This window comes from Leisingera sp. ANG-M6, assembly GCF_000813905.1.
Taxonomy (GTDB): Bacteria; Pseudomonadota; Alphaproteobacteria; order Rhodobacterales; family Rhodobacteraceae; genus Leisingera.
The window spans coordinates 15,403-40,377 of the sequence record NZ_JWLG01000016.1 but is presented as its reverse complement, the minus strand read 5'-3'; the positions used below and the strand labels follow the sequence as shown (position 1 = coordinate 40,377).

Genomic DNA, 24,975 nt, shown 5'->3' with positions numbered 1-24,975 from the left:
CGGAAAAGGACTGAAGCATGACCATCCTTATTTTCGGCAAGACCGGCCAGCTGGCGCAGGAACTGGCAGCCTATGACGGCGTCACCTGCCTGGGCCGGGATCAGGCGGATCTGTCTGATCCGGCGGCCTGTGCAGCGGCGATCCGGCAGGCGCAGCCGCAGGCGGTGATCAATGCCGCCGCCTACACCGCCGTGGACAAGGCCGAAGAAGAAGAAGCGCTGGCAACCGTGATCAACGGCGGCGCCCCCGGCGCGATGGCGGCGGCCTGCGCGGACATGGGCATTCCCTTTGTCACCGTTTCCACCGACTACGTCTTTGACGGCAGCGGGGATGCGCCCTGGCAGACGGGGGATGCCACCGCGCCTTTGAATGCCTATGGCCGCTCCAAGCTCAAGGGCGAGGAGATGGTGCGCGCGGCGGGCGGACCTTATGCGGTGCTGCGCACCTCCTGGGTGGTCTCGGCCCACGGCAACAACTTCGTCAAGACCATGCTGCGCTTAGGCAAGGAACGGGACCGCCTGACCATCGTCGCCGACCAGATTGGCGCGCCGACGCCGGCACGGGACATCGCGGCGGCCTGCCTTGCGATGGCGCGGCAGCTGACGGCGGATCCGGGCAAATCCGGCACCTATCATTTTGCGGGCCAGCCGCAGACCAGCTGGGCCGGGTTCGCGCGCGAGATCTTTGCCCGTGCGAGGGTAGATTGCGGCGTGGAGGACATTCCCACCACTGCCTATCCGACGCCGGCGGCGCGGCCCTTGAACTCACGGCTTGATTGTACCGCATTAGACACTGTTTTTGGCATCCCGCAGCCGGACTGGCGGCTGGGGCTGGATGATATTCTGAAGGATTTGGGAGAGCTCTCATGACAGCACGCAAAGGCATTATCCTGGCAGGCGGCTCCGGCACCCGGCTCTATCCGATCACCATGGCGGTCTCCAAGCAGCTCTTGCCGCTCTATGACAAGCCGATGATCTACTATCCGCTGTCGGTGCTGATGCTGGCGGGCATCCGCGAGATTTGCGTGATCACCACGCCGCAGGATCAGGAGCAGTTCATCCGCCTCTTGGGCGACGGCAGCCAGTGGGGGGTGGAGCTCACTTACGTGGTGCAGCCCTCGCCCGACGGGCTGGCGCAGGCCTTTATCCTGGCAGAAGACTTCCTGGCGGGCGCGCCCTCGGCGCTGGTGCTGGGCGACAACATCTTCTTTGGCCATGGCCTGCCGAAACTCCTGGCCGCCGCAGACGGGCAGGCCGCGGGCGGCACCGTCTTCGGCTATCACGTGGCCGATCCGGAGCGCTACGGCGTGGTGGCCTTTGACGGGGACGGCAAGGCGCGCGAGATCATCGAGAAGCCCCCCGTTCCGCCCTCGAACTATGCGGTGACGGGCTTGTATTTCCTGGATGGAACCGCGCCGGTACGCGCGCGCGCGGTGCAGCCCAGCCCCCGCGGCGAATTGGAGATTACCGACCTGCTGCAGAGCTACCTGAATGAAGGGGATTTGCGGGTCGAGACCATGGGCCGCGGCTATGCCTGGCTGGACACCGGCACCCATGGCTCGCTGCTGGATGCGGGCAATTTCGTGCGCACCCTGCAGGAGCGCCAGGGCCTGCAGACCGGCTGCCCGGAAGAGATCGCCTATGAGCAGGGCTGGATTGATGACGCCCAGTTGAAGGCACGGGCGGAGAAATTCGCCAAGAACGCCTATGGCGCCTATCTGGAAGGGCTGCTGAAGTAGCGGGCCTGCCTTTCAGGCCGGCGCCGGGTCAAGGGAGGCGTCAGCCTCCGCGCATCTGCGCGGCTTGCCCTTGAGGCGGCGCTGGCCGCCGGTCCCATGGACAAGGCGTCTTCAGGTGCAGGCCGCACCTGAAGCGCTTCTCAGCAAGAAAACAGCGCCGCGCCAGCGGCGCCGGGCCCAAGGCTTCTGCCGCGGCATCTTTGATGCCGCGGGCAAGGCGCGGGAGTTTCCCCTCAGCGGCAGTTTACTCGATCACGCCGGCGCGGCTGAAGACGCCGAAGAAGTTGCCGAAGATGTTGGAGACGGTCAGCACGTCGTTGACCGGCGATTCGGTGGCCATCACCAGGTCGCCCGGGTTGATCTGGAACTGGCGCGCCGAAAACAGCCCGTCGGCGGAGGTGAGGTCGAGCGAGAACACCACCCGCTGCTGGCGCGGCCCGCGCACGCCGGGCGCAATGGCGGATGCCGGGTATTCGCGCAGGATCAGCAGGCCCTTGGGATCGGCCTTGCCGTCCTGAAAGCCGCCTGCCACGGACATTGCGTCCATCGCCGACATCTCATCCTTGGAGAAGATGTGCAGGTCTTCCTCGCCGGTGGCGCCGAAGGAGAGGAAATAGCGCTCGTCCTCCTCGACAAACACCCGGTCGCCGCCGCGCAGGAGCGTATCCAGGCGCGGGTTGTTCAGCAGGGTGTCGACCGAGGTGCCATAGATCGACTGGCCGCGCACCAGCCGGATCTGCGGGTTGTTGAGGGTGGCGCTGATGCCGCCGCCCGCGGAGATCAGCCCCATCACCGTATAGTTGCGGTCGGGCATCGGATAGGTGCCGGGCTGGGCAACGCCGGAGACCAGATCCACCGAGTTGCCGCGCCCCTCGGCCATCGCCAGCTGCACCTGGGCGGACGGAACAACAGGCTCCAGCGCCTCCTGCAGTTTGCGCCGCGCCAGGTCCGGGGTCAGCCCGTTCACGTTCACATCGCCCACATAGGGCATGAAGATGGTGCCGTTGGCGGCGACCTTCATGTCCTGCAGCTGCACCATCTTCTCTTCAAGCGAGGTGAGCAGCGAATTGTCGTTGCTGTCCCAGATGCTGAGCGTCAGCAGGTCGCCGGGCTGGATGATCTGGGTGCGGGCGCCCTGGCGGGCGTGCAGCCAGGAGAGCCGTTCCTGCTTGCCGGTGGGCGGCCAGGCCGCCACCGTGGGCAGCAGCGCCCGGTTCACCTTGTAGAGCGCGAAATTGGCATCCGCCTCGCCTGATTCCTTGAGGATCTCCTCGCTGGCGGGGGCGCCGCCGGGCAGGCGGGAACAGGCCGCGGGCAGAAGGCAAAGGCCGGCAGCGGCCAGCCAGGGAAGTAGTTTCAGCATCGGGAGCCTGCCCTTGAAGCGCTCGGGGCGCCCCCTGACCCATGTCTTGCCAATGTCTGGCCCATGCCCGGGGGAACCGCTTTGATTTTTGTCCGGGCAAAGGATACTGGGCTGGGCGAGAGGGTTCAACAGGAACGGGCAGCCGCGATGGCGAAACACGCCGTATTGGTTCTGGGCGCAACAGGGCGCATCGGGCGGCTGCTGCAGCTGTGCCCGCCCGAAGGCCTGGATCTGCGCCTGCAGGCGCGCCGGATGCCGCAGCTGCCGGGAGACTGGCACATTTTCGATCCGCTGGCAGAGCCGGCGGCGCTGGCGCGCGCTGCAGAGGGCGCGGCTGCGATTCTCTGCCTGGCGGGGCCGGTGCCCGGACGCGGGGCAGGGGATATGGCAGACCATATCCATCTGGGCGAAGCGGCGGTGCGGGCCGGCGCCGCTGCGGGCGCCCGGGTGCTCCTGGCCTCCTCAGCGGCGGTTTACGGCGCGGGCTCCGGCCTGCTGGCTGAGGACGCAGCCCTGCAGCCCGCCAATCCTTACGGCGCAGCCAAGGCAGAGATGGAGGCGCGCGCCGCGGCGCTGGGGGCGGAACTGGCGGTGCCGGTCTGTTCCCTGCGGATCGGCAATATTGCGGGCTTTGACGCGGCCTTGGGCGGCTGGCGCCGAGGCTTCACCCTGGACCGGTTCGCCGATGGCGCCACCCCGCGGCGCAGCTACATCGGGGTGCGCTGCCTGGCGCAGGTGCTGGGCGCGCTGCTGAGAGCGCCGGATCTGCCGCCGGTGCTGAATGTCGCGCAGCCCGAAGCGGTGGAGATGGGCGCGCTCTTGCAGGCGGCAGGCAAACCCTTTGCCACCCGCCCGGCGCCGCCCGCGGCAATCCCGGAGGTGGCGCTGGATGCGGCCCGCCTGCAGGCGCTGCTGCCCGTCCCGCTGCCCGCAGCGGATGCGGGCGCCATGGCGGCAGAATGGGCCGCATTAGAGCCTGATATGGCGGATGACTAACCTGATGAAAGACACGATATGACCTGGCGCAAACGGCTGTTCGACCTGTTCTTTGCCAGCCTGCTGATCGCGGTGCTGGGCCCCGTCCTGCTGCTCTTGATGGGCTGGCTGCTGTGGAAGGAGGGGCGGCCGCTGTTCTATGCGGGGGAGCGGATGAAGGGGGTGGACCAGCCCTTCCGCCTCTGGAAGCTCAGGACGATGACGGTGGTGGACACCGACACCGGGGTGTCGGGCGGCGACAAGTCGGCCCGCATCACCCGCACCGGCGCCTGGCTGCGCGGCAAGCGGCTGGATGAGTTTCCGCAGCTGTGGAACATCCTCAAGGGCGACATTTCCTTTGTCGGGCCGCGCCCGCCGCTCAGGCAGTATGTGGAGGCTAACCCCGCGCTTTACGCAGAGGTGCTGAAATCGCGCCCCGGGGTCACCGGGCTCGCCTCGATCACCTATCACAAGCATGAGGCGGCGCTGCTGGCGCGCTGCAAAAGCGCCGAAGAAACCCATGCGGTCTATTCCCGGCTCTGCGTGCCGATGAAGGCGCGGCTGGACCTGATCTACCAGCGCCATCAGAGCATGTGCTTTGATTTCGACATCGTGTTCCAGACCATTGGCAACATATTCCGCCGGGGGTAGACACAGTTTTAGTGATTCCCGCATAGCCTGCGCCGCCTGGCCGGGGCAGGCTGTCCAGACGGCTGGCGCTGTCCGGCGGGTTTCCGCCGCCGGCCGTTTTGCGGAACAGGGGAAGCCGGCTATGATAGAAACTGTGTTTTATGGGCCGCGCACCGGATTTCAGCGCATCTGGGCCGTGTTTGAGTTACTTTTTTCTGCTATCCGGCAGCAGGGCGCTGCCGGAACAGGCAAACGGATACAGAGCAGGGCAGGAATGCAGGCATTCAAGGGCAAACAGGCATGTACAACCTGATCAGCGCGCTGTCGCGCAGGCAGAAATCCTACGTCTTCCTGGCGGTGGACCTGGCGCTGTTGCCGCTGGCGCTGCTGTTCACCCTTGAGGTGCAGCCGCTGCCGGAGCCGGCGCTGGCCACCCTGGCGCAGCTGTCGCCGCTGCTGCCCTATGTGATGGCCGCCGCCGCGGCGCTGACCCTGTGGCTGGGGCTGCCCTATGTGCAGCTCAACGCCTATGAGCGCCACGCCGCGGCGCAAAGCGCACTGCTGGCTGCCGGCACCGCGCTGGTGCTGGCGGCGCTCACCGCCATCTTCGGGCCGGTGCTGGGCCCCGGCACCCATGTGGTGTTTGCGATCTGCTATTTCCTGTTCATGGTGGTCACCCGCGCCGCGATGCTGCAGCTGGTGCTGGCCGTTTACCGCCGCGCCAAGCCGCGCTGCCGGGTGCTGATCTACGGCGCCGGCAATACCGGCACCCAGCTGGCGCAGGCGCTGAAGGCGCACAGCGGCATCGACCCGGTCGCCTTTGCCGATGACAACTCCTCGCTGCAGGGGCTGACCCTGGTCGGGCTGCCGGTGTTCGCGCCGTCGCGGATTGCCGAGATCGTGCAGGCGCGCCAGATCCGCCGGGTGCTGCTGGCGATGCCCTCGCAGAGCCAGCCGCGCCAGGCGCAGATCACCCAGCGGCTGCAGAAACTGGGGCTGGAGGTGCAGGCGCTGCCCTCCTTTGCCCAGCTGATCGGCGAGGAGGCGCTGGTCGACAAGCTGACGCCGGTGGCGCCGCAGGCCTTCCTGGGCCGGGCCGCGCGTGATGTGCCGCTGCAGGAAGCGGCCGGTTCCTACCAGGGCAAATCGGTGCTGGTCTCCGGCGCCGGCGGCTCGATCGGCTCGGAACTGTGCCGCCAGGTGCTGGCCTGCCGCCCGTCCAAGCTGGTGCTGTTCGAGCTCAGCGAACTGGCGCTTTACACCGTGCATCAGGAGCTGGGGCCGCTGGCCGAGGAAGCCGGCATCGAGCTGGTGCCGGTCCTGGGCTCGGTCACCGATCCGCGCCAGGTGCGGATGGTTCTGAATGCCCATGAGGTGCAGGTGGTGCTGCATGCGGCCGCCTATAAACATGTGCCGCTGGTCGAAGCCAACCCGCTGCCGGGGCTGGCCAACAATGTCTTCGGCACCCAGACCCTGGCCCGCGCCGCGGCGCGCGCAGGCGTCGAGCGCTTCATCCTGATTTCGTCGGACAAGGCGGTGAACCCCACCAATGTGATGGGCGCCTCCAAGCGGATGGCAGAGCTCATTGTGCAGGACCTGGCCACCCGCTTCGGCAGCCGCACCGTGTTCACCATGGTGCGCTTCGGCAATGTGCTGGGCTCTTCCGGCTCGGTGGTGCCGCTGTTCCAGGAGCAGATCAGCCGCGGCGGCCCGGTCACCGTGACCGACCCGAATGTGAAGCGCTTCTTCATGACCATCAGCGAGGCGGTGCAGCTGGTCCTGCAGGCAGGCGACATGGCCAAGGGCGGCGAGGTCTTCGTGCTGGATATGGGCGCGCCGGTGCCGATCCTGCAGCTGGCCCGCCAGGTGATCGAAAGCGCAGGCCACACGGTGCGCGATGCAGAGCATCCCGAGGGCGACATCGCCATCGAGATCATCGGGCTGCGCCCCGGCGAGAAGATGGAAGAAGAGCTGACCCTCAGCGAGGAGCTGATCCACACCCGCCACCAGAAGATCTTCTGCGCCCGCGAAACCGTGCTGTCGGAGATCGAGGTCGCGGGCTTCCTGCGCAGCCTGCGCCAGGCGGTGGCCGCGGGCGACGAGGCGGCGGCGCTGCAGGTGGTGCGGCACTGGGTCGAAGGCTATTGCCAGGCGCCGGCCCCGGAGCGCAAGAGTTCCTGACAACGCGCCGGCCTCTGCGGCCGGGCAGGCGGGCCGGAGTGCGGCCCGGGGGCAGCAATGGCGGCAAAACCGCGGCCCCGGCGCCGCCGGCAATTGATCCGCCGCCCGCCCCATGGTCTAAGCGGGCCACAGACAACAGGCCGGGACCGCGAAGACCGGCGGCAGGCAGTTCCATAAGGCAGGTTTCCCCGTGACCCCGATCAAGACCCTTCTGCACAGCACCGGAGCGTTGGCGCTGCTGTGCCTGGCTGCCGCTCCGGGACAGGCAGAGGTGCCGCAGATCACCCGCGACGATCCGCAGGCGGCCCCGGGCACGGAAGCCGCGGCGCCGCGGCTGAAACCGCTGCCGCCGCCCAGCCTCAACTTCTACGGCAGCCCCGGCCTCATCGATATGCCAAGCGCCGAAATGCTGCCTGACGGCCAGTATGCGGTCACCTATTCCTGGTTCGCGGGCACGTCGCGCTACAACATCACCTTCCAGGCGCTGCCCTGGCTCAGCGCCTCGTTCCGCTACAACGGCATCCAGGACCTGAACCTGTTCGGCTTCAGCACCTATTACGACCGCGGCTTCGATGTGCGCGCCCGGCTCTGGCAAGAGCGCGGCTGGCTGCCCGAGGTCACCATGGGGCTGCAGGATTTTGCCGGCACCGGCATCTATGCCGCAGAGTATTTTGTTGCCACCAAGCGGTTTCAGGCCGCCGCCCTGGGCTGGGGCCGCGGTCCCGGCCGGCTGAAGATCTCGGCAGGGCTTGGCTGGGGGCGGCTCGGCAGCAACGGCGGCATCGGCTCAACCGGCACCCGCCCCGGCTTTGTCGGCGGCAGCACCGGCGGCAAGCTGGCCACGGACCAGTGGTTCCGCGGCCCCGTCGCGCCTTTTGCAGGCTTTGAATGGCAGCCGGATGAGCGCTGGAGCCTGAAGGCGGAATATTCCACCGACGCCTATGTGACCGAAACCCGCAGATCGGATGTGTTCGAGCATAAATCGGCCGCCAACTTCGGGGTGGAATACCAGTATTCCGACCGGGTGCGCCTGGGCGCCTATTACCTCTATGGCTCCGAGATCGGCCTGACCGCGCAGATCCAGCTCAATCCGAAGCATCCGCCCACCCTGATGGCGGTGCCGGCGCCGCACCCTGTCAACCCGCGCAGCCAATGGGCCACCGAAGAGGCGCACTGGAGCCAGGACTGGGCCGCCAGCGAAACCAAGTCCCGCACCGTCCGCGACCGGGCCGCCGAGGCGCTGAAGGCGGACGGGCTGGTGCTGGAGGCGATCACCCTCACCGGCACCAGCGCCGAGCTGCGCTACCGCAACATCCGCTACCGCTCGCAGAGCCAGGCAGCGGGCCGCGCCGCCCGCGCCCTGGCCCAGACCTTGCCGCCCTCGGTGGAGAGCTTCCGGCTGGTGCCGGTGCGCCGCGGCCTCGGCCTGTCTGTGATCGAGATCCGCCGTTCCGACCTGGAGGCGCTGGAGTTCGACCCGGAAGCCGCGGACGCGCTGTTCGCCGCCGCCGGGGTGCAGGACGCCGGGCCGCTGCCCGCGGATGCGCTGTTCTCCAGCGAGCTGTACCCGGCGTTTGCCAGCTCCATCAGCCCCTATACCGAGCCCGCCTATTTCGATCCCGAAAAGCCGTTCCGGATTGATGCGGGCCTCGATTTCACCGCCTCATATGCGCCCGCGCCCGGCTGGCGCATCGCCGGCACCATCCGCCAGCGGCTGGCCGGCAATGTGAAGAACGGCCGCGCCTCCAACTCGGTGCTGCCGCATGTGCGCACCGACCAGAGCGAATACGCCCAGTTCGGCACCACCCTGGAAAACCTCTATGTGAGCCGCCTGTGGAAACCGGGCCGCAACCTTTATGCCCGCGCCACCGCCGGCCTGTTTGAGACGATGTACGGCGGCATTTCGGGCGAGGTGCTGTGGAAACCGGTGAACAGCCGCATCGGCTTCGGGCTGGAGGCCAACTATGTGGTGCAGCGCGATTTCGACCAGCGGTTTTCGTTCCGCGATTACCGCACCTTCACCGGCCATGCCTCGGCCTATGCGGAACTGGGCAAGGGCTATCTGCTGCAGCTGGATGCGGGCCGCTACCTGGCCGGCGACTACGGCGGCACCTTCAGCCTGAACCGGGAGTTCGACAACGGCTTCCTGGTCGGCGCCTTCTTTACCCTGACAAATGTTTCCGCCGAGGATTTCGGCGAGGGCTCCTTTGACAAGGGCTTCCGCTTCCGCATTCCGGTCGACTGGATGCTGGGCAAACCGTCGCGGTCGGGCTTCGGCCTGACCATCCGCCCGACCCAGCGCGACGGCGGCCAGCGGGTGGCGGTGCCGGACCGGCTCTACGGTCCGGTGCGCGAGGCCCATCGCAAGAGCCTGGAAGACCAGCGCGCGAGGTTCTGGGAATGAGCATGAGCATGATCCGGATGGCCGCCGCCGCCCTGGCCGCTGCGCTGCTGCTGGCGGGCTGCAGCCAGGGGCCGGAAAAGACCCAGGCCGAGCTGGAAGTTGTGCAGGCGGTGGCAGAGCAGTTCAAACGCCGCCGCAGCCCGCCGCCGCTGCCCAAGCTGACCCGGGCGCTCCTGGACAACGAGACCCTGCCCCATATCGAGCTCACCATCGAGAATCGCGCGGTCACCGCCTACCTGACCCCGGGGCTGCGCCGCCGCGACAGCCATGCCGGCGAAATCGAGGTCTGGCGCAGCCGGGACAATGCCTCCGTTGCGCTGCGCCAGGGCATGCTGATTGCCACCCGCGGCCTGGGCGGCGGGCTGCTGTCGGCGCAGGTGCCGGCCGCAGACGGCAAGGGCGGCCCGGCGCGCGGCGGCGCGCGCCGCTATACCGTGCGCGCCGATGGCAACAGCCAGCGGGTGCTGAACATGGCCTGCAGCCTGCACGACCTCGGCCCGGAACCGGTGGAAATTGTCGAGATCACCCATCCGGCCCGCCACCTGCAGGAGCGCTGCGAAGGCGCCGGCGGGGCGGTGGTCAATGACTACTGGGTTGATTCCCGCCCGGGGCGCACCCTGGTCTGGCAATCGCGGCAATGGGCTGGTCCGGAGATCGGATATATCCGAATCCGCCAGCTGCAGCGGTGAGGCTGCGCCGGTTTTCCGCGCCGGTTTCCACCCTGTCCCCGCGGCATTGCGGCAACGGGCGGAAAAAATCTTCAATGCAAACGGGATTTCAACAGTTTTGCCGCTATTCCATACGTTGAAATAACCATCCGCCTCCCATAAGGTCGCCTCAACGCACCTATCACAGTTCTCCAAAGGAGTTTGAAAATGAAAAATCTTCTGTCCGCTCTGACCCTGGCAGCCCTGGCGTCGGCAACTGCCGTTTCCGCTCAGGAAACCGCTCCGGCACCGACCGGCGGCGAAAACACCGGCCTGCTCGGCACCGGCGTGACCGCTGGCACCGCTGCCGCTGTCGCTGGCGCTCTGCTGGTCGTCGGCATCATTGCCAACGACGACGATTCCGTCAGCACCACCACCACCACCACCACCAACTGATCTGACGGCCTGCCGCCGGCACCGGCGGCGCCGCAATCTTTGGAAAACGGGCCTCAACCGAGGCCCGTTTTTTTGTCCGCCTCCCGGGCTGCCCGGAGTTATTTTCCATAATACCCATTACAGGCTATGGTTGCGAGCGAGAATCGCCGATCCGGCCGGCGCACAAGAGTACGCCCCCGCCGCGGGAGCTCCTGCAGCGGGGGCGTGGGAAACAGCCGGGCACACGGCCCTGCCGGCAGCGGGTCCCGCAGGCCTGCGTCAGGCGTTGCGGCAGGCCGGCACGCCCATGCGGATGATCTCACTGCCTTTGATCTTGTGGACCCCGGAAATCCGGTTGCGGCCTTCGGCCATGAACCAGCTCTTCAGCGGCGCCGGATAATACCCGGCCATCACCCGGCTGAAGTAGTCGAATTTCTCCTGCGTCAGGCGGCGGCCGCCGCGCGAGGGGCCGTGGAAGCCGAAAGTGGTGGCCGGATCGACGCAGGCGCCCGGCAGGCCGAGGAACATGGTGCAGGTGGAATAGCAGACCTTGCCGCGGATCTCGACCCGGACGCCGTTCTGCTGCAGATTCTTCAGCTCGATCAGCCGGTCATGCAGATAGCCGCCGCGGTCGCTGCCCACCACATAGGTCTGCTGGGCGGCGGCGGCAGAGGGCTGCAGCGCCATCAGCGCCAGGCCCAGCACGGCGGCGGCTTTTGCGGCGGAATGAAACAGGGTGCGGCGGCGGCCAATTTGGGCGGCGGCGGAAGATGCGATGTTCTGTGCCAGCATGGTCAGGCCTCCAAAGCGTTAACGGGCGTTGGAGACTGATTAAGAAAGTGTTGCGCGCTGACCGGGTTGCGGATGTGGCAAAAATTAGCACATTATCAACACTTTAGATCTCATGTTAGGCAAATTTTAAGGGTTTGCGCCGCCGCGCCGCGCCGCACTTTCTGAACAGGCCTGTCCGCAAAGGCCGGATCAGAGCAGATCAAAATCCATCGCCGCGAGGGCGGCAGCGGCAATCAGGGCATTGGCCAGGATATGCGCCTGCACCGCGCCGCCGGGGCGGCGGCTGCGCAGGTAGAGCAGCCCGAAGACGATCCCCGCCCCGCCCCCGGCCAGCCAGCGGCCGTGCAGCGCCGCAAACAGCAGGCTGCTGGCCGCCAGCCCGGCCCAGGCCCGCCAGGCGGGCGCGCCGGGGCCGCCGGCGATGCGCTCCAGCACATAGGCGCGGAAGAACAGCTCCTCGATCACCGGCACCAGGAGCACCGTGCCCAGCAGGCGGGAGATGATCCAGACCGGATCCGGCGCCGCGGCGGTGCTGCCGCCGCTTTCCGGTGCGGTCCACAGCCACAGCGCCGCCACCGCGGCGCCCGCCAGCCAGTCCAGCGGCCCGGCCCGCCAGCTGAACGTCTTGAGCGCGGGCCAGAACAGCCCCAGCCCCAGCAGCATCAGCGCCGCCCGCAGCGGGTAGCCGTCGGACGGGACCTCCCAGAACAGCGGTGTCAGCGTGCCGCTGATCATGAACAGGATGAAGGGCACGATCCGGGCAAACAGCGGATCCGCCGCCAGGGACGGGGCCAAAGACGGGGCGCTGTCCGCCGCCGGCTTTTGAAACAGCGGCATGTTGTGGGCGGAAATCAGGATCGCCAGCGCCAGCAGCGAGAACACCAGCCAGCCCGCGTAGGAATGGAACCCCTCCACCGCCAGCGCCGGCGAGACATAGGCGCCGATCCAGATCAGCACCGAGATCCGCAGGACGTTGAAGGCCCAGCTCAGCAGCACCGCCAGCGGGAACAGCACCAGCCAGTAGGGCCGCAGGCGCAGGCTGCCGCGGCAGAGCAGCGCATAGCCGCCCATGAACAGGGCAATCAGGGCAAACCCCTCGATCCCGGAGCAGGCATCGCCGACCTGGACCGCAAAGCCGTTGAGCGCAAAGATGCGCTCTTCGGGCAGGCTGGTGACTGTGGTGTGAAACAGCGACAGGACTTGGTCCACGGCGGCAAAGGTGAGCCGGGTCAGCAGCTGATTGTCGCCCCAGACGGCCCCGGAGGCGTCCACGATATCCGGCAGCGCAAAGAAGGCCGCCAGGGTGAGCGGCAGCACCAGCCCGCTGCCGGACAGCCCCTGCCGCCAGGCCCGCAGCGGCATCAGCCACAGCAGCGCCCCCGCGGCGGCGCAGAAGGCGCCCAGCAGAAACACCGGCGCCAGCAGGGCAAACCGGGCCTCCAGATCCGCAAAGGACAGCTGCCAGAGCGGTGCGAACAGCAGCACCAGCCCCCCCAGATGCAGCAGCGCGGGCTTCGGGCGCAGCCCGGCAGCGGCGGCCGGCCGGGCCCCGCGCGCGCCCCAGAGAGACGGCTTCAGCGCAACCGCAGCCGCCAGGGCCAGGCCCGAAAAGACCGTGCGCAGCGGCAGGGTTTTCATCCAGGCGCACAGGCCGGGCAGCGTGGTGGCGGCACAGGAAAACGCCTCCCTGAACTGAAAGGCAAAGCGGATGGCCAGCACTTCGGCCAGCAGGACGGCCGCAAAGACCGCCAGCCGGGGGAGGAATGGCCTTGAGTAAACCGCCTGCATCACTGTCCTTGCCTGCCTTTCCCGGCCCCTGCCGTGCCGCTGTTCCGGAGCATATCTGTGGTGCCCGGATCAATGGCACGTATTGCGGCCGGCGTCATCCCTGCCGGGGCCGCCGCCGCCGCCTCTGCACAGGCCCTCTGGCGGAAACCTGCCCGCCCCGCAGCCGCAGCCGCCATCCCTTCCGCAGGCTGTGCCCAGTCCCGCCAGCTAAATCACAAGATGAATTTTTTACGGCGTTTCGCCCCTAAGGCTTGTCAGTGCGGCACGCATTCACTAGGACCGGAGACAGGCAAGCTTTAATCGAGTTTTAATCATGTTGATTACACCCGTCCTCCTGTGCGGAGGCTCCGGAACCCGTCTGTGGCCCTTGTCGCGCAAGAGCTACCCCAAGCAGTTCGTGCCTTTGATGGGTGAAGAGACGCTGTTCCAGGCCTCGGCCCGGCGGCTGTCCGCCCGGCCGGGTCCGGGGCAGGCAGAGGGCTTGCGCTTTGCCGCGCCGATGGTGCTGACCAACTCCGATTTCCGCTTCATCGTCACCGAGCAGCTGCAGGGCGCAGGCATCGACCCCGGCGCCATCCTGATCGAGCCGGAGGGGCGCAACACCGCGCCTGCGGTGCTGGCCGCGGCCCTGCGCGCCCGGGCGGACAATCCCGATGCGGTGCTCTTGGTGGCGCCTTCGGACCATGTGGTTCCGGATACCGCGGCCTTCCACGCCGCCGTTGCCCGCGGCCTTGAGGCAGTGGCAGCGGGCCAGCTGGTCACCTTCGGCATCACCCCCGCCCATGCCGAAACCGCCTATGGCTATCTCGAGCTGGCCGCTGCGCCAAAGACCGGGGGGGGCGCGGAGGGCGGTGCGGTGCCGCTCAAGCAGTTCGTGGAAAAACCCGATGCGGCCCGGGCCGCCGAGATGCTGGCGGCGGGCAATTTCAAGTGGAACGCGGGCATCTTCCTGTTCCGCGCCGCCGATATCATCGCCGCCTTCAAGGCCCATGCGCCGGCCCTGATCGCGCCGGTGCAGGCGGCGCTGGATCAGGCCAAGCCCGATCTCGGATTCCTGCGCCTGGCGCCTGAGCCCTGGAGCGCTGCCGAGGATATCTCGATCGACTATGCGGTGATGGAAAAGGCCGCGAACCTCTCGGTGGTGCCCTTTGATGCGGCCTGGTCCGACCTGGGCGGCTGGGATGCGGTCTGGCGCGAGAGCACCCCGGATGCAGACGGCGTCGTCACCAGCAGCGGCGCCACCGCAATTGATTGCCGGGACACGCTCTTGCGCGCCGACAGCGAGCGGCTGGAGGTGGTCGGCATCGGCCTGGACGGCATTATGGCGGTGGCGATGAACGATGCGGTTCTGGTCGCCGACAAATCCCGCGCCCAGGACGTCAAGCTGGCGGTGGCGGCGCTGAAGAAGAAGGCCGCCCCCCAGGCCACCCAGTTCCCCAAGGACCACCGCCCCTGGGGCTGGTTCGAGAGCCTGGCAGTGGGCGACCGGTTCCAGGTCAAGCGGATCCTGGTGCACCCGGGCGCGGCCCTGAGCCTGCAGAGCCATGTGCACCGCTCCGAGCATTGGATCGTGGTCGAGGGCACCGCCAAGGTGACGGTGGACGGGGTCGAAAAGCTGGTGACCGAGAACGAGAGCGTCTATGTGCCGCTGGGCGCGGTGCACCGGATGGAGAACCCCGGCAAGGTGCCGATGGTGCTGATCGAGGTGCAGACCGGCGCCTATGTCGGCGAGGATGACATCATCCGCTACGAAGATGTCTACGCGCGGGGCTGAGGGCATGAAAATCGCGGTTGCAGGACTGGGGTATGTCGGCCTGTCCAATGCGGTTCTGCTGGCGCAGAACCACACGGTCACCGCCGTTGACCTGTCGCAGGACCGGGTCAGGATGGTCAATGCCCGCAAATGCCCCATCGCAGACCCGGAACTGGAGGAGTTCCTCGCCAGCCGCCCGCTGGATCTGACCGCCACGCTGGATGCGGCTGCGGCCTGCCGCGATGCCGACTACGTGATTGTGGCCACGCCCACGGATTACGACCCCAGGACCAACTGTTTCGACACCGCCTCGGTGGAGGCGGTGATCCGCCAGGCCATCGCGGTGAACCGGACCGCCGCCATCGTGATCAAATCGACGATCCCGGTGGGCTATGTGCGCCGGATCCGGGCGGAGCTGGAGACGGACCAGGTGATCTTCTCGCCCGAGTTCCTGCGCGAAGGCCGGGCGCTTCACGACAACCTGCATCCCAGCCGCATCATCGTCGGCGAGCAGTCAGAACGCGCGCGGGCCTTTGCCGGGCTGCTGCTGGAAGGCTCCGCGGAAACCGATGTGCCGATGCTGTTCACCGGCCCGGATGAGGCGGAAGCGATCAAGCTGTTTGCAAACACGTACCTCGCGATGCGGGTGGCTTTCTTCAACGAGCTGGACAGCTACGCCATGGCCGGCGGCATGGACAGCCGCCAGATCATCGAAGGTGCCGGCCTCGATCCGCGCATCGGCAGCCATTACAACAACCCCTCCTTCGGCTACGGCGGCTATTGCCTGCCCAAGGACACCAAGCAGCTCCTGGCCAATTACAACCATGTGCCGCAGAACCTGATCCGCGCCATTGTCGACGCCAACCGCACCCGCAAGGATTTCCTGTCCGACCGGATCCTGATGCGCGGGCCCAAGGTGGTGGGGATCCACCGGCTGGTGATGAAGGCCGGCTCGGACAATTTCCGCCAGTCCTCCATTCAGGGCATCATGAAGCGGCTGAAGGCCAAGGGGGTCGAGGTGATCGTCTATGAGCCGGTGCTGGAGGAGACGCATTTCTTCCGGTCCCGGGTGGTCCGCGACCTGGCCGCCTTCAAGGCGGAAGCCGATCTGATTGTCGCCAACCGGCTGAGCGGCGAGCTCCGCGATGTGGCGGAAAAAGTTTTTACCCGCGACCTGTCCGGGGCGGATTGAGCCCGGCACGGAAGCCTTTTTTGAAACCGATCTTTAAAAGCATTTACGAAGGAGAACGACATGAAGACCGCACTTGTTCTGGGAGCCGGGGGCTTCATCGGCGGGCATCTGGTCAAGCGCCTGAAACGGGAAGGGTTCTGGGTGCGCGGCGTGGATATCAAATTCCACGAGCACGCGGAAACCGAAGCCGATGATTTCGTGATCGGCGATCTGCGGGACCAGCAGGTGGTCCGCAGCGTCATCGACCGCCGGTTCGACGAGGTCTACCAGCTGGCCGCCGACATGGGCGGCGCGGGCTATATCTTCACCGGCGAAAACGATGCCAACGTGATGCACAACTCCGCCACCATCAACCTGAACGTGCTGGATGCCTGCCACAAGCGGACCATCAAGCGGGTGTTCTATTCCTCCTCGGCCTGCATGTACCCGAGCCACAACCAGGAAGACCCGGACAATCCCAATTGCGCCGAAGACAGCGCCTACCCGGCCAACCCCGACAGTGAATACGGCTGGGAGAAGCTGTTCTCGGAACGGCTCTATCTGGCCTACAACCGGAACTTCGGCATGGAATGCCGGGTGGCGCGCTACCACAATATCTTCGGCCCCGAAGGCACCTGGGACGGCGGCAAGGAAAAGGCGCCGGCGGCCCTGTGCCGGAAAGTGGCCGCCACCCCCGACGGCGGCGAGATCGAAGTCTGGGGCGACGGGCTGCAGACCCGCTCCTTCCTCTACATCGACGAATGCCTGGAAGGCACCACCCGGCTGTTGCGCTCGGAATTTGAAGGCCCGGTCAATATCGGCTCCGAGGAGATGATCTCGATCAACGATCTGGCCCGCATGGTGGCGGAGATTTCCGGCAAGAGCATCTCGATCCGGAACATCCCCGGCCCCGAAGGCGTGCGCGGCCGCAATTCCGACAACCGGCTGATCGCCGAACGCCTCGGCTGGGCGCCGCAGATGCCGCTGCGGACCGGGATGGAGCGGACCTTCGACTGGATTTCCGGAGAGCTGAGCCGCCGTCCCAACCACGTCTGAAGGCCGCCGGATGCACATCTTGCTTCATGATTTTGCGGGCCACCCGTTTCAGGCGGAGCTGTCCCGCGTGCTGGCCCGGCGCGGCCACAGGGTCACCCATGCCTGGTTTGCGGGCGATACCGGCCCCAAGGGCCGGATGGCCCGCACCGAAGGCGACGCGGACACGCTCGCCTTCCTGCCGGCGGGGCAGGATCTCCGCTACTCGAAGACGGATTTTCTCCGGCGCCGGGCCGGCGATATCGCCTACGGGCAGGAGCTGGGGCAGGCCATTTGCGCCATGAAGCCGGATGTGGTGATTTCCGGGAACACGCCGACCGAGGCGCAGGAGGGCATCCAGAGGGCCTGCAGGCAGACCGGCACGCCCTTCATCTACTGGTGCCAGGACTTCTACTCGGTGGCGGCCTCCAGGCTTTTGGCCCGGAAACTGCCGGGGCCGGGCCACCTGATCGGCGGCTATTACCGGTTTCTTGAGCGCCGCCAGATGCGGCGCGCAAGCCGTGTCCTGCACATCACCGAAAGCTTCCGGGCGCAGACCGATGCCTGGGGCATCCCCCGGGAGCGCGTGTCCGTGATCCCCAACTGGGGGGCGCTGGATGAGATCGGCGTGCTGGACAGGAACACCGCCTGGGCGCAGGCCAACGGCCTGGGCCCGGGCACCCGGTTCCTCTATTCCGGCACCCTGGCCATGAAGCACAACCCGGAGCTTCTGGCCGGGCTTGCACGGGCTGTCACGGCTGGGGACCAGGTGGTGCTGGTGTCGGCGGGCGTCGGCGCGGACGGGCTGGCGGCGCGGGCTGCAGACGGCACATTGCCGGGGATGCGGGTTCTGCCGCTGCAGCCTTTTGAGGTGTTCCCGCAGGTCCTGGCCTCGGGGGACATTCTGCTGGCGGTCATCGAACGGGAGGCGGGAACCTTTTCGGTGCCCTCCAAGATCCTGTCCTATCTCTGTGCCGGCCGCCCCATCGTGCTGGCCGCGCCGGGCGACAACCTGGCGGCGCAGATCCTGCGGGAAACCGGTGCGGGACAGGTTGTGGAGCCCGAAGACACCGAAGGGTTTGCCGCTGCCGCGCAGGCCTTCCGCGATGACCCGGCGGCCCGCCAGGCCGCCGGCGCGGCCGGCCGGGCCTATGCCGAGGCGCATTTCGACCTGGAACGCGTTGCGGACAAGTTCGAAACCCTGTTCAGCGAAGCCCGCAATGGCCTATGACCTGAAGCGGTCAGAGAAGGCCGGCCCGCTGCCCCAGGGCGCTTGCACCCAGGGCCTTCAGGGCCGTCCGCTCAGGAAAGTCTCTTCGATGCCAGTCTATGTCTCGCTTGATACGCAATTCGAAAACCTCGGGGACGAGGTGATCAACGCGCTGCTGCTCCGGGAAACCGCCCGGCGGGCCCGGCTGCGCATCTTCACCGGCAAGGCGCCGGACTGGTACCGGGCGAACATTGCGTCCTGGCTGCCGGCAGGCGCCCCGCAGGCGGAATTCCTGCGCGGCAGGGCGCGCGGCCTGCTCCGGCTCCTGCTCGGCAGCCTGCTGCCGCCGGGCAGCGTGATGCTGTTGTCCTGCGGCGACGTCACCCGCGCCAGGCCCAATCGGAAGCGGGACCGGGCCATGGGCCTGCTGTCGCGGCTGCCCTTCCTGGAGATTGCCCAAATCGGCGCCTCGCGGCTGCAGGCCGGACGCAGCGAACAGGCGTGGCTGCAGCGGGCCGCAGACAGATCCGGCAAGATCACGGTGCGGGACGGCTATTCCCTGCAGGCGCTGCAAGCCGCGGGCATCCGGGCCGGGATCGTGCCCGACCTGGCCTTCCTGCTGGACTTCGCCCCCTCCGGGCGCGGCGGCAAGGCGCTGTTCATGTTCCGCGACCCCGGCACCGGGGCCGAGGCGTTTGCAGAACATCTGGCTCCCCTGGTGGCGCAGGCCAGGGAGATGGGCCTGGACCCCGTGTTCGGCTGGCAGGTGGCCCGGGACGAGGCCTGCAACCGCCGCCTGGCCGCGCTCACCGGAGCCGGGATCCTGCCCCTCCCCGGCAGCTGCGAGGGGCGGCTGGACGCCGCGCTGGAGGCTTACGGCGAGGCCGCCGTGATTGTCTCCAACCGGCTGCACGGGCTGCTCATCGCCGCCTCCCGCGGGGCCATCCCGGTGCCGCTGCTGAACAGCGGCGAACAGAAGATCCGCGGGGTGTTCGAACAGGCCGGGCTCGCCCCCCTGATCCTGGAGGCCGGCGCCCCGGCGGATGCCAATGCCGGCGCCCTGGCCGGGTTTGTTGCGGACCGCGGCACATGGCGCGGCACCCTCGCGCAGGCCTTTGCCGCAAACGCCGCGGAGATCCGGAAAGCCCTTGATGCGTTTTTCGGCAGCAGTGCCGTCCGGTGATGAAACCCAGGGGCCTCTTGCGCAACGGTGCGGTCATGGGATCCGGGGTTCTGGCCTCCCAGGCGATCGGCATCCTGTCCTACCCGGTCCTGTCCCGGCTGTTTTCGCCGGAGGATTTCGGCACCTTTGCGCTGTTCTTCTTCGGCATGCAGGTGCTGGGCGCCTCCCTGGCCGGGCGCTACGAGCAGGCCATCATGCTGTGCCGGTCCCAGGCCCGGGCCCGGCACACCCTGCAGCTGGCGCAGGCAACGGCGCTGGCGGCGGCGCTTGCCCTGGTGCTGCTGTCCGGGCTGTTCCGGCACCAGCTCGACGCCTGGAGCGGCGCCTCCCTGGGGGCGGCGTGGATGGCGGTGCCCGCGGCCGGCTTCTTTGTCTCCGTCCAGACCTCGCTCAGCTTCATGGCGGTGCGGCTGGGCCGGTTCGGTGCGGTGTCCGCGGCCCGCGTGGTCAAACCTGCCGCCGCCTTCGCCCTCCAGGTGGCTCTGGCCTATGCGCTCTGGGGCGGCACCGGGGCGCTGATTGCGGGCGAAACCCTGGGCGCGGCGCTGTCCATCCTGCCGGTGCTGCGGGCCGGGGGCAAAGGCCCCGTCCTCTGGCGCAGCGCGCGCGGCCGCCGCTATGCCGGCCGGCTGGCCCGGTTCTATGCCAGTCAGCCGCTCTGGAACCTGCCGCATGTGTTTGTGAACCAGGTGTCCCGCTGGATCATGGCGGCCCTGATCACCGCCCTCTACTCCGCCGCCGAGGCCGGCGCCTATTTCATGATGTTCCGGGTGGTGATGATGCCCTCCACGCTTGTCTCGGGGGCGCTGAGCCAGGTGTTCTTCCGCTCCGCCGCAGAAGAACAGCGCCAGGCCGGGTCTTTCAGGGGCGCGCTGAAGGCAACCGCGGCACCGCTGTTGGGAATTGGCGCGCTGACCGCCGCCGTCCTGGTCCTCTTCGGGCCGGATCTCTTTGTCCTGGTGCTGGGGCCGCAATGGCAGCCGGCCGGCCTGATGGCGGCCGTCTTTGCCCCCTATATCGTCCTGCAGATGGTGCTTGCCACCGTGGCGCCCTGCTATCTTCTGGCCGGCCGCCAGAAGGCGATGCTGGCGGTGGCCTGCGGTCAGACCGCGGTCTTCCTGGGCGGCTTTCTGCTGGGGCACTGGGGTGGCGGCAGCATGTTCCGGGCCCTCGGCACCTCCGTCTGGCTGTCTGTCCCCTATATGACCGCCATGCTTTTCTGGTATTGGCGGCTGGCAGCATCCCGCAACGCTTCGCAGAAGGAGGCCGGCTGAGATGACGCATGCCGCGGCACACCCGTCAACGCTTCTGCTGACCACATTCAAATACCCCTATGCCAGCGGCGAGCCCTTCCTGGCGGCAGAGCTGCCCTATCTGAAGGCACGGTTCGCCCGGGTCATCGTGCAGCCGGTGATGGGCGCGCCGCAGCGCCGGGAGCTGCCGGAGGGCTTTGAGCTGTGCCCGCCGCTGTACCACGGCAAGGACCGCAAGGCCCTTGCCGTGAAGGCGCTGCTGGATCCGGCAGTGTGGAAGATGGCGCTGGCGGAACGGCGGCAGCTGCGCCGCAGCGGCGATCCGGCGGACTGGAAGCGGCTCTTGGCCTGGGCCGCCATCCGCAAGCGCCTTGAGCAGTCCGAAGGGGTGCGCCGCCTGCTGGCGGCCAAAGGCCCCAGGGCGGCCTATTCCTACTGGGGGCACACCCCGGCGCTGGCCTCGGGCCTGTTCGCCCGCGAAGGCATTCCCTTTGCGGTGCGCTTTCACAGGGTCGATCTCTATGAATACGGCGGCCATGATTACACCGCCGGGCAAAGCCCGCTGCAAAGCTTCCCCTGGCGCCGCGACCTGGAGGGGGCCGCCCGGCTGGTGTTCATCTCCGAGCATGGCTGCAGCTATTTCGGGGACCGATGGGGCGGAGCCGGCTTTGCCGGCAGGGCCGTGGTCTCCCGCCTCGGCACCCCGGACATGGGCCAGGGCCGGCAGGCGCCCCGGGCGGGGCCCCTGGTGCTGGCGTCCTGCTCGCGGATCACCCAGGTCAAGCAGGTGCATCTGATCGCCCGGCTGGCGGCAGAGCTGGCCCGCCGCGGGCGGCAGGTGGAATGGCACCATTTCGGAACCGGGGAGGAGGATGCCGCCTTGCAGGCCATCGAGGCGGCCCGGGCGCAGGAGGGCCTCAGCATCCGGATGCACGGCTGGGTCGAAAACGCGGAGCTGATGGCCTTCTACCGCACAACGGCGGTGGACCTGTTTGTCAACCTGTCCAAATCCGAAGGCATTCCGGTGTCGATCATGGAGGCGGTCTCCTTTGGCATTCCGGTGCTGGCCACCGCGGTCGACGGCACCCCGGAAGCGGTTGTGGACGGCCGGAGCGGCAGCCTGTGCAGCCTGGCAGAGGCCCAGGACAGCGCCCGCCTGGCAGACAAGGCGGAAGCGCTGCTGGGGCCGGCCCGCCCGGCAGGCCTGGACCCGCGGGCGCTGTGGCAAGAGCGCTTTGACGCGGCGCGGAACTTTGCCGGGCACGCGGCTGCCCTTGCTGCCCTTGCAGAAGACGGGGCCGGCAGATGACACGCCCCGGACCGCTGCCGCAGCTTATGCTGCACATCTGTTTCTTTCTGTTCATGACCCGGACGGAATTTCCGGCCCTGGGCACCTTTGCCGGCCTCTCCTACCTGCTGCGGGGCCTGGCGGGGGCGGCGCTGCTGGTCCAGCTGGTGCAGCTGCACCGCGCCGGGCTGCGGTTCAGCCCCTTGATCTGGGCGGTTTTCATCTCCGTGATCTTCCTGCTGTCAAATGCTGCCGACCCCTCGCCTTTTGCGGTGATCGCCTGTTTTGCCATCCTCACCGGGCTGTTGCTGGGCGGGATCCAGCACCGGCCCGGGACCCGGGCGCTCTTCCTGCGGCTGGTGCGCGTCTACCTGCTGGTCAACTTCGCCGGCCTCTGCCTGGCGGCGGCCGCCTACTACGGCGGCGGCCTGGCCATCGACTTTCACGGCCTGATGTTCCCCTGGAGCGCAGCCCGGATCCATGAGTTCATGGGCTACTACCGGGTCACCGGGTTCCAGATCGAGCCGGGCACCTACACCGCAACGGTGTATTTCTGCGCCTTGCTGGCAGCCGTCCTGCGCGGGCGGCTGGCCGGGCGGCTGGAAACCGCGGCGATCCTGTCGACCGCGATCACCCTGTCGGCCTGGGCGGTGCTGGCCATTCTGAGCTACCTCTGCGGCTGCCTGGTGGAAGCCCTGCTGAACCGGCGGCGCCACAAGGCCCTGGCCATTGCCGCGGTGCTGGCCGCCGCCGCCATTCCCTGCCTGCTGCTCGTCAAGTCGCTGGATTTCCAGAACACGGCTTATATCCAGTATTTCCTCGACCGCTTTGAAACCGAGGATGCCTCCGGCTCGATGGTGATGAAGCTGCAGGCCTGGAATGCCTGGACCGCCAGGCTGGGAACGGAAATGCTGTTCCCGCACCCGCTGGGCCGCTCCTTCTGCGAAACCTGCGGCTCGCCGCAGGACCTGGGCACGCTGATCAACATGCTGTGGTTTGCGGGCATCCTGCTGGCAGTGCCGCTGCTCCTCTGGCTGGCGGTGATGGCGGTGCTGCATGCAGGCCCCGGCCTGCTGCTGGCCAGCCTGCCGCTGATCGTGGCCAAATTCTTTTTCTTCGACCCTTCCCTGTGGCTCTATTTCGGCCTTCTGATGTTCCTGCCGCTGACAGGCCGGAGACAGGCCGGCAAAGGACAGGCCGGCCGGCACCGGCCAGCCGCGCCGCCGCAGGATCCCGGAAAGGAGCCGCCCCTTGCCTGATCCCGCCCTGGCGCCCATTGCGATCTTTGCCTTCAACCGCCTGGACCTGGCGCAAAAGCTCGCCGCGTCGCTGGACGCAAACCCGGAGTGGCGGCAGTCGCAGGCCTATGTCTTTGTGGACGGCCCCAGAACGGAAGCCGAGCGGGCCCGGACAGACGCGGTCCGGCAGTTCTTCGAAACCCTCGGCCACCCGGCGATGACAGTGGCGGCCCGGCCGCAGAACCGCGGCCTCAAGGCGTCGCTGTCGGCGGGGATCAGCGAGGTCTGCAGCCGCCACGCCAGCCTCATCGTGCTGGAGGACGACCTGGTGCTCAGCCCGGATGCGCTGCGCTATTTCAACCAGGCGCTGACGGCCTATGGCGCCGACATGCGGGTCTGGAGCATCTGCGGCGATGTCCCCGACCTCAAGGGCTATGGCCGCGGGACCGCCCATTTCATGCCCGCGGGCAGTTCCTGGGGCTGGGCCACCTGGTCGGACCGCTGGGCCAAGTTCACCGGCACCTGCAGCCTGAGCCGCGAGGCCCGCCGCTGCCGCGCCTTCCGGGACCGGTTCAATGCGCACGGGCTGCGGGACTTCACCCGCATGCTGGAGATGGAGGAGGCCGGCCGCATCAGCAGCTGGTATGTGCACTGGCAGCGGACCATCGCCGAACACGGCGGCATGTCGCTGTTTCCGCCGGTGCCGATGCTGCGCAACTCCGGCTTCGGCGGCGGCACCCATGCCTCCCGGCTGAGCCTGCCAAGCCTGTTCGGGCTGGGGCAGAAGACGCCGGGGCGGATGGATTTCCAGCTTCCCGCCGAGGTCAAACTGGATTTTGATTTCACCCATCGGGTCATCACCAGCCCGGAATGGCGTATCCTCCGCCTCAATGCCCGGCTCGGCAGGATGCGGCGGCGGCTGCGGGACGCGGTCCCGCGGCTGAAGCCGCGCTGAGCCAGGCCGCCGCCCGCAGCCGCCACCCCTGCCCGCCCCCTGCAACATGGAAACGGTTTCCAGATGAACATTGACCAGATCGCCGACCTCCCCGCCGTGCGCAGGTCCTCCCTGCTGAGAAAGGGGATTGCCTTCCTGCGGGAACCGGCGGCCGCGCTGGAGCGGCGCCGGATCAGCGACAGCCAGTATCAGGGGCATCCCCCGGTTTTTGCCAACTCCCTGCCCAAGAGCGGCACCCATCTGCTGCTGCAGGTGACCCGGGCGCTGCCCGAGGCCCGCTATCTCGGCCGCTTCATCGCAACCAGCCCGTCGGTGACCCTGCGGCAGCGCTCCCCGGCAGCGCTGGCCCGGCGGATCAGCCGGATCCTGCCGTCGGAAACCCTGGGCAGCCATCTGCATTATTCCCCCGAAGCCGCCGCGGCGCTGGCGCGGATCAACGCCCTGCATCTCTTCATCTACCGCGACCCCCGCGACGTTCTGGTCTCTGAGGCGCATTACCTGGGCGAGATGAACCGCTGGCACCGGATGCACCGGCATTTTGCCCGGCTGCCCGGCAGCCGGGAGCGGCTGCAGCTGGCCCTGGACGGGTTCGACAGCCGCTATCCGGAGTGCAATGCCCGCCTGCTGCCCTATGCCGGCTGGCTGCAGGATCCCGGCACCCTGGCGATCCGCTACGAGGACCTCGCAGGCGCCGGCCAGGAGGCGCAGCTGGCCCGCATCATCGCCGGCTTTGCCGCCCGCAGCTCCGCCGCGGCTGGCAGCCCGGAGGCGCTGCTGGAGACCCTGAAAAGCGCCATTGCCCCGTCAAAGTCGCACACCTTCCGGCGCGGCGGGTCCGGCAAATGGCGGGACGGGCTGAGTGCACAGGAGGCCGCCGGGCTGACCCGGCGGCTGCGCCCGTCGCTGCAGGCCTTCGGCTACAGCGAATAGCCGCGCCCG

21 protein-coding genes are annotated in these 24,975 nt (G+C 67.9%); 18 read left to right on the top strand and 3 right to left on the bottom strand.

Annotated elements, in window-relative coordinates; translation table 11 throughout:
• The first annotated feature begins 17 nt into the window (after positions 1-17).
• Both rfbD and rfbA read left to right on the top strand, forming a co-directional pair.
• On the top strand, positions 18-869 hold the full coding sequence (rfbD, locus tag RA24_RS14995; protein WP_039192581.1) for a dTDP-4-dehydrorhamnose reductase: 852 nt from the start codon (positions 18-20) through the stop codon (positions 867-869).
• Complete coding sequence (gene rfbA, locus RA24_RS14990) at positions 866-1,738, top strand: glucose-1-phosphate thymidylyltransferase RfbA (RefSeq protein WP_039192578.1); 873 nt, start codon at positions 866-868, stop codon at positions 1,736-1,738. The genes rfbD and rfbA overlap by 4 nt, the downstream gene beginning before the upstream one ends.
• Before the next feature lie 244 nt (positions 1,739-1,982).
• Here the strand turns inward: rfbA and RA24_RS14985 are convergent, their stop codons facing one another.
• Entirely contained in the window at positions 1,983-3,101 is a 1,119-nt protein-coding gene (locus RA24_RS14985) for a polysaccharide biosynthesis/export family protein (RefSeq protein WP_039192574.1), read from the bottom strand.
• 81 nt (positions 3,102-3,182) lie between these two features.
• On the opposite strand from RA24_RS14985, the gene RA24_RS14980 reads away from it, so the two are divergent.
• The 6 genes from RA24_RS14980 to RA24_RS14955 all read left to right on the top strand — a co-directional run bounded on the left by RA24_RS14980 (position 3,183) and on the right by RA24_RS14955 (position 10,394).
• Positions 3,183-4,097: an NAD-dependent epimerase/dehydratase family protein gene (locus RA24_RS14980; protein WP_241480949.1), complete on the top strand. Its 915-nt coding sequence runs from the start codon at positions 3,183-3,185 to the stop codon at positions 4,095-4,097.
• Positions 4,098-4,115: 18 nt separating this feature from the next.
• Positions 4,116-4,727: a sugar transferase gene (locus tag RA24_RS14975; protein ID WP_019294856.1), complete on the top strand. Its 612-nt coding sequence runs from the start codon at positions 4,116-4,118 to the stop codon at positions 4,725-4,727.
• Between the two features lie 279 nt (positions 4,728-5,006).
• Entirely contained in the window at positions 5,007-6,887 is a 1,881-nt protein-coding gene (locus tag RA24_RS14970) for a polysaccharide biosynthesis protein (protein ID WP_019294857.1), read from the top strand.
• A 190-nt stretch (positions 6,888-7,077) separates the two neighbouring features.
• Positions 7,078-9,291: a YjbH domain-containing protein gene (locus RA24_RS14965; protein WP_039192568.1), complete on the top strand. Its 2,214-nt coding sequence runs from the start codon at positions 7,078-7,080 to the stop codon at positions 9,289-9,291.
• A 2-nt stretch (positions 9,292-9,293) separates the two neighbouring features.
• On the top strand, positions 9,294-9,980 hold the full coding sequence (locus tag RA24_RS14960) for a YjbF family lipoprotein (protein ID WP_241480948.1): 687 nt from the start codon (positions 9,294-9,296) through the stop codon (positions 9,978-9,980).
• Between the two features lie 186 nt (positions 9,981-10,166).
• Positions 10,167-10,394 carry a hypothetical protein gene (locus RA24_RS14955; protein ID WP_039146712.1) on the top strand — a complete coding sequence of 76 codons (228 nt, stop codon included), beginning with the start codon at positions 10,167-10,169 and terminating at the stop codon, positions 10,392-10,394.
• Between the two features lie 258 nt (positions 10,395-10,652).
• On the opposite strand, the gene RA24_RS14950 is transcribed toward RA24_RS14955, so the two are convergent.
• Both RA24_RS14950 and xrtE read right to left on the bottom strand, forming a co-directional pair.
• Complete coding sequence (locus RA24_RS14950; RefSeq protein ID WP_039192565.1) at positions 10,653-11,165, bottom strand: hypothetical protein; 513 nt, start codon at positions 11,163-11,165, stop codon at positions 10,653-10,655.
• Between the two features lie 189 nt (positions 11,166-11,354).
• Positions 11,355-12,953, bottom strand: a complete 1,599-nt coding sequence (gene xrtE / locus RA24_RS14945) for an exosortase E/protease, VPEID-CTERM system (RefSeq protein WP_039192563.1) — start codon at positions 12,951-12,953, stop codon at positions 11,355-11,357.
• 313 nt (positions 12,954-13,266) lie between these two features.
• On the opposite strand from xrtE, the gene RA24_RS14940 reads away from it, so the two are divergent.
• The 10 genes from RA24_RS14940 to RA24_RS14895 all read left to right on the top strand — a co-directional run bounded on the left by RA24_RS14940 (position 13,267) and on the right by RA24_RS14895 (position 24,966).
• Positions 13,267-14,727, top strand: a complete 1,461-nt coding sequence (locus tag RA24_RS14940; RefSeq protein WP_019294863.1) for a mannose-1-phosphate guanylyltransferase/mannose-6-phosphate isomerase — start codon at positions 13,267-13,269, stop codon at positions 14,725-14,727.
• 4 nt (positions 14,728-14,731) lie between these two features.
• A complete protein-coding gene (locus RA24_RS14935; protein WP_039192560.1) occupies positions 14,732-15,898 on the top strand; it encodes a nucleotide sugar dehydrogenase in 1,167 nt (388 codons plus the stop codon).
• A 60-nt stretch (positions 15,899-15,958) separates the two neighbouring features.
• Positions 15,959-16,933, top strand: a complete 975-nt coding sequence (locus RA24_RS14930; protein ID WP_019294865.1) for an NAD-dependent epimerase/dehydratase family protein — start codon at positions 15,959-15,961, stop codon at positions 16,931-16,933.
• A gap of 10 nt (positions 16,934-16,943) precedes the next feature.
• Positions 16,944-18,140 carry a glycosyltransferase family 4 protein gene (locus tag RA24_RS14925; protein WP_039192557.1) on the top strand — a complete coding sequence of 399 codons (1,197 nt, stop codon included), beginning with the start codon at positions 16,944-16,946 and terminating at the stop codon, positions 18,138-18,140.
• Entirely contained in the window at positions 18,130-19,302 is a 1,173-nt protein-coding gene (locus RA24_RS14920; RefSeq protein WP_039192555.1) for a polysaccharide pyruvyl transferase family protein, read from the top strand. Before RA24_RS14925 ends, RA24_RS14920 begins: the two co-directional genes overlap by 11 nt.
• Positions 19,302-20,576: an oligosaccharide flippase family protein gene (locus RA24_RS14915; RefSeq protein ID WP_082020372.1), complete on the top strand. Its 1,275-nt coding sequence runs from the start codon at positions 19,302-19,304 to the stop codon at positions 20,574-20,576. The genes RA24_RS14920 and RA24_RS14915 overlap by 1 nt, the downstream gene beginning before the upstream one ends.
• Before the next feature lies 1 nt (position 20,577).
• A complete protein-coding gene (locus RA24_RS14910; protein WP_039192549.1) occupies positions 20,578-21,864 on the top strand; it encodes a glycosyltransferase in 1,287 nt (428 codons plus the stop codon).
• Positions 21,861-23,102: a hypothetical protein gene (locus RA24_RS14905; RefSeq protein WP_039192546.1), complete on the top strand. Its 1,242-nt coding sequence runs from the start codon at positions 21,861-21,863 to the stop codon at positions 23,100-23,102. The genes RA24_RS14910 and RA24_RS14905 overlap by 4 nt, the downstream gene beginning before the upstream one ends.
• Positions 23,095-24,036, top strand: a complete 942-nt coding sequence (locus RA24_RS14900; protein ID WP_039192543.1) for a glycosyltransferase — start codon at positions 23,095-23,097, stop codon at positions 24,034-24,036. Before RA24_RS14905 ends, RA24_RS14900 begins: the two co-directional genes overlap by 8 nt.
• Positions 24,037-24,099: 63 nt before the next feature.
• A complete protein-coding gene (locus tag RA24_RS14895) occupies positions 24,100-24,966 on the top strand; it encodes a sulfotransferase domain-containing protein (RefSeq protein ID WP_019294872.1) in 867 nt (288 codons plus the stop codon).
• The last annotated feature ends 9 nt before the right edge of the window (positions 24,967-24,975 follow it).

What these genes read in the sequence shown, in the direction of transcription:
- rfbD (WP_039192581.1), top strand. Translation starts at nt 18, where the DNA reads ATGACCATCCTTATTTTCGGCAAGACCGGCCAGCTGGCGCAGGAACTG.
- rfbA (WP_039192578.1), top strand. Translation starts at nt 866, where the DNA reads ATGACAGCACGCAAAGGCATTATCCTGGCAGGCGGCTCCGGCACCCGG.
- RA24_RS14985 (WP_039192574.1), bottom strand. Translation starts at nt 3,101, where the DNA reads ATGCTGAAACTACTTCCCTGGCTGGCCGCTGCCGGCCTTTGCCTTCTG.
- RA24_RS14975 (WP_019294856.1), top strand. Translation starts at nt 4,116, where the DNA reads ATGACCTGGCGCAAACGGCTGTTCGACCTGTTCTTTGCCAGCCTGCTG.
- RA24_RS14970 (WP_019294857.1), top strand. Translation starts at nt 5,007, where the DNA reads ATGTACAACCTGATCAGCGCGCTGTCGCGCAGGCAGAAATCCTACGTC.
- RA24_RS14960 (WP_241480948.1), top strand. Translation starts at nt 9,294, where the DNA reads ATGAGCATGATCCGGATGGCCGCCGCCGCCCTGGCCGCTGCGCTGCTG.
- RA24_RS14955 (WP_039146712.1), top strand. Translation starts at nt 10,167, where the DNA reads ATGAAAAATCTTCTGTCCGCTCTGACCCTGGCAGCCCTGGCGTCGGCA.
- RA24_RS14950 (WP_039192565.1), bottom strand. Translation starts at nt 11,165, where the DNA reads ATGCTGGCACAGAACATCGCATCTTCCGCCGCCGCCCAAATTGGCCGC.
- xrtE (WP_039192563.1), bottom strand. Translation starts at nt 12,953, where the DNA reads ATGCAGGCGGTTTACTCAAGGCCATTCCTCCCCCGGCTGGCGGTCTTT.
- RA24_RS14940 (WP_019294863.1), top strand. Translation starts at nt 13,267, where the DNA reads ATGTTGATTACACCCGTCCTCCTGTGCGGAGGCTCCGGAACCCGTCTG.
- RA24_RS14935 (WP_039192560.1), top strand. Translation starts at nt 14,732, where the DNA reads ATGAAAATCGCGGTTGCAGGACTGGGGTATGTCGGCCTGTCCAATGCG.
- RA24_RS14930 (WP_019294865.1), top strand. Translation starts at nt 15,959, where the DNA reads ATGAAGACCGCACTTGTTCTGGGAGCCGGGGGCTTCATCGGCGGGCAT.
- RA24_RS14925 (WP_039192557.1), top strand. Translation starts at nt 16,944, where the DNA reads ATGCACATCTTGCTTCATGATTTTGCGGGCCACCCGTTTCAGGCGGAG.
- RA24_RS14920 (WP_039192555.1), top strand. Translation starts at nt 18,130, where the DNA reads ATGGCCTATGACCTGAAGCGGTCAGAGAAGGCCGGCCCGCTGCCCCAG.
- RA24_RS14915 (WP_082020372.1), top strand. Translation starts at nt 19,302, where the DNA reads ATGAAACCCAGGGGCCTCTTGCGCAACGGTGCGGTCATGGGATCCGGG.
- RA24_RS14910 (WP_039192549.1), top strand. Translation starts at nt 20,578, where the DNA reads ATGACGCATGCCGCGGCACACCCGTCAACGCTTCTGCTGACCACATTC.
- RA24_RS14905 (WP_039192546.1), top strand. Translation starts at nt 21,861, where the DNA reads ATGACACGCCCCGGACCGCTGCCGCAGCTTATGCTGCACATCTGTTTC.
- RA24_RS14895 (WP_019294872.1), top strand. Translation starts at nt 24,100, where the DNA reads ATGAACATTGACCAGATCGCCGACCTCCCCGCCGTGCGCAGGTCCTCC.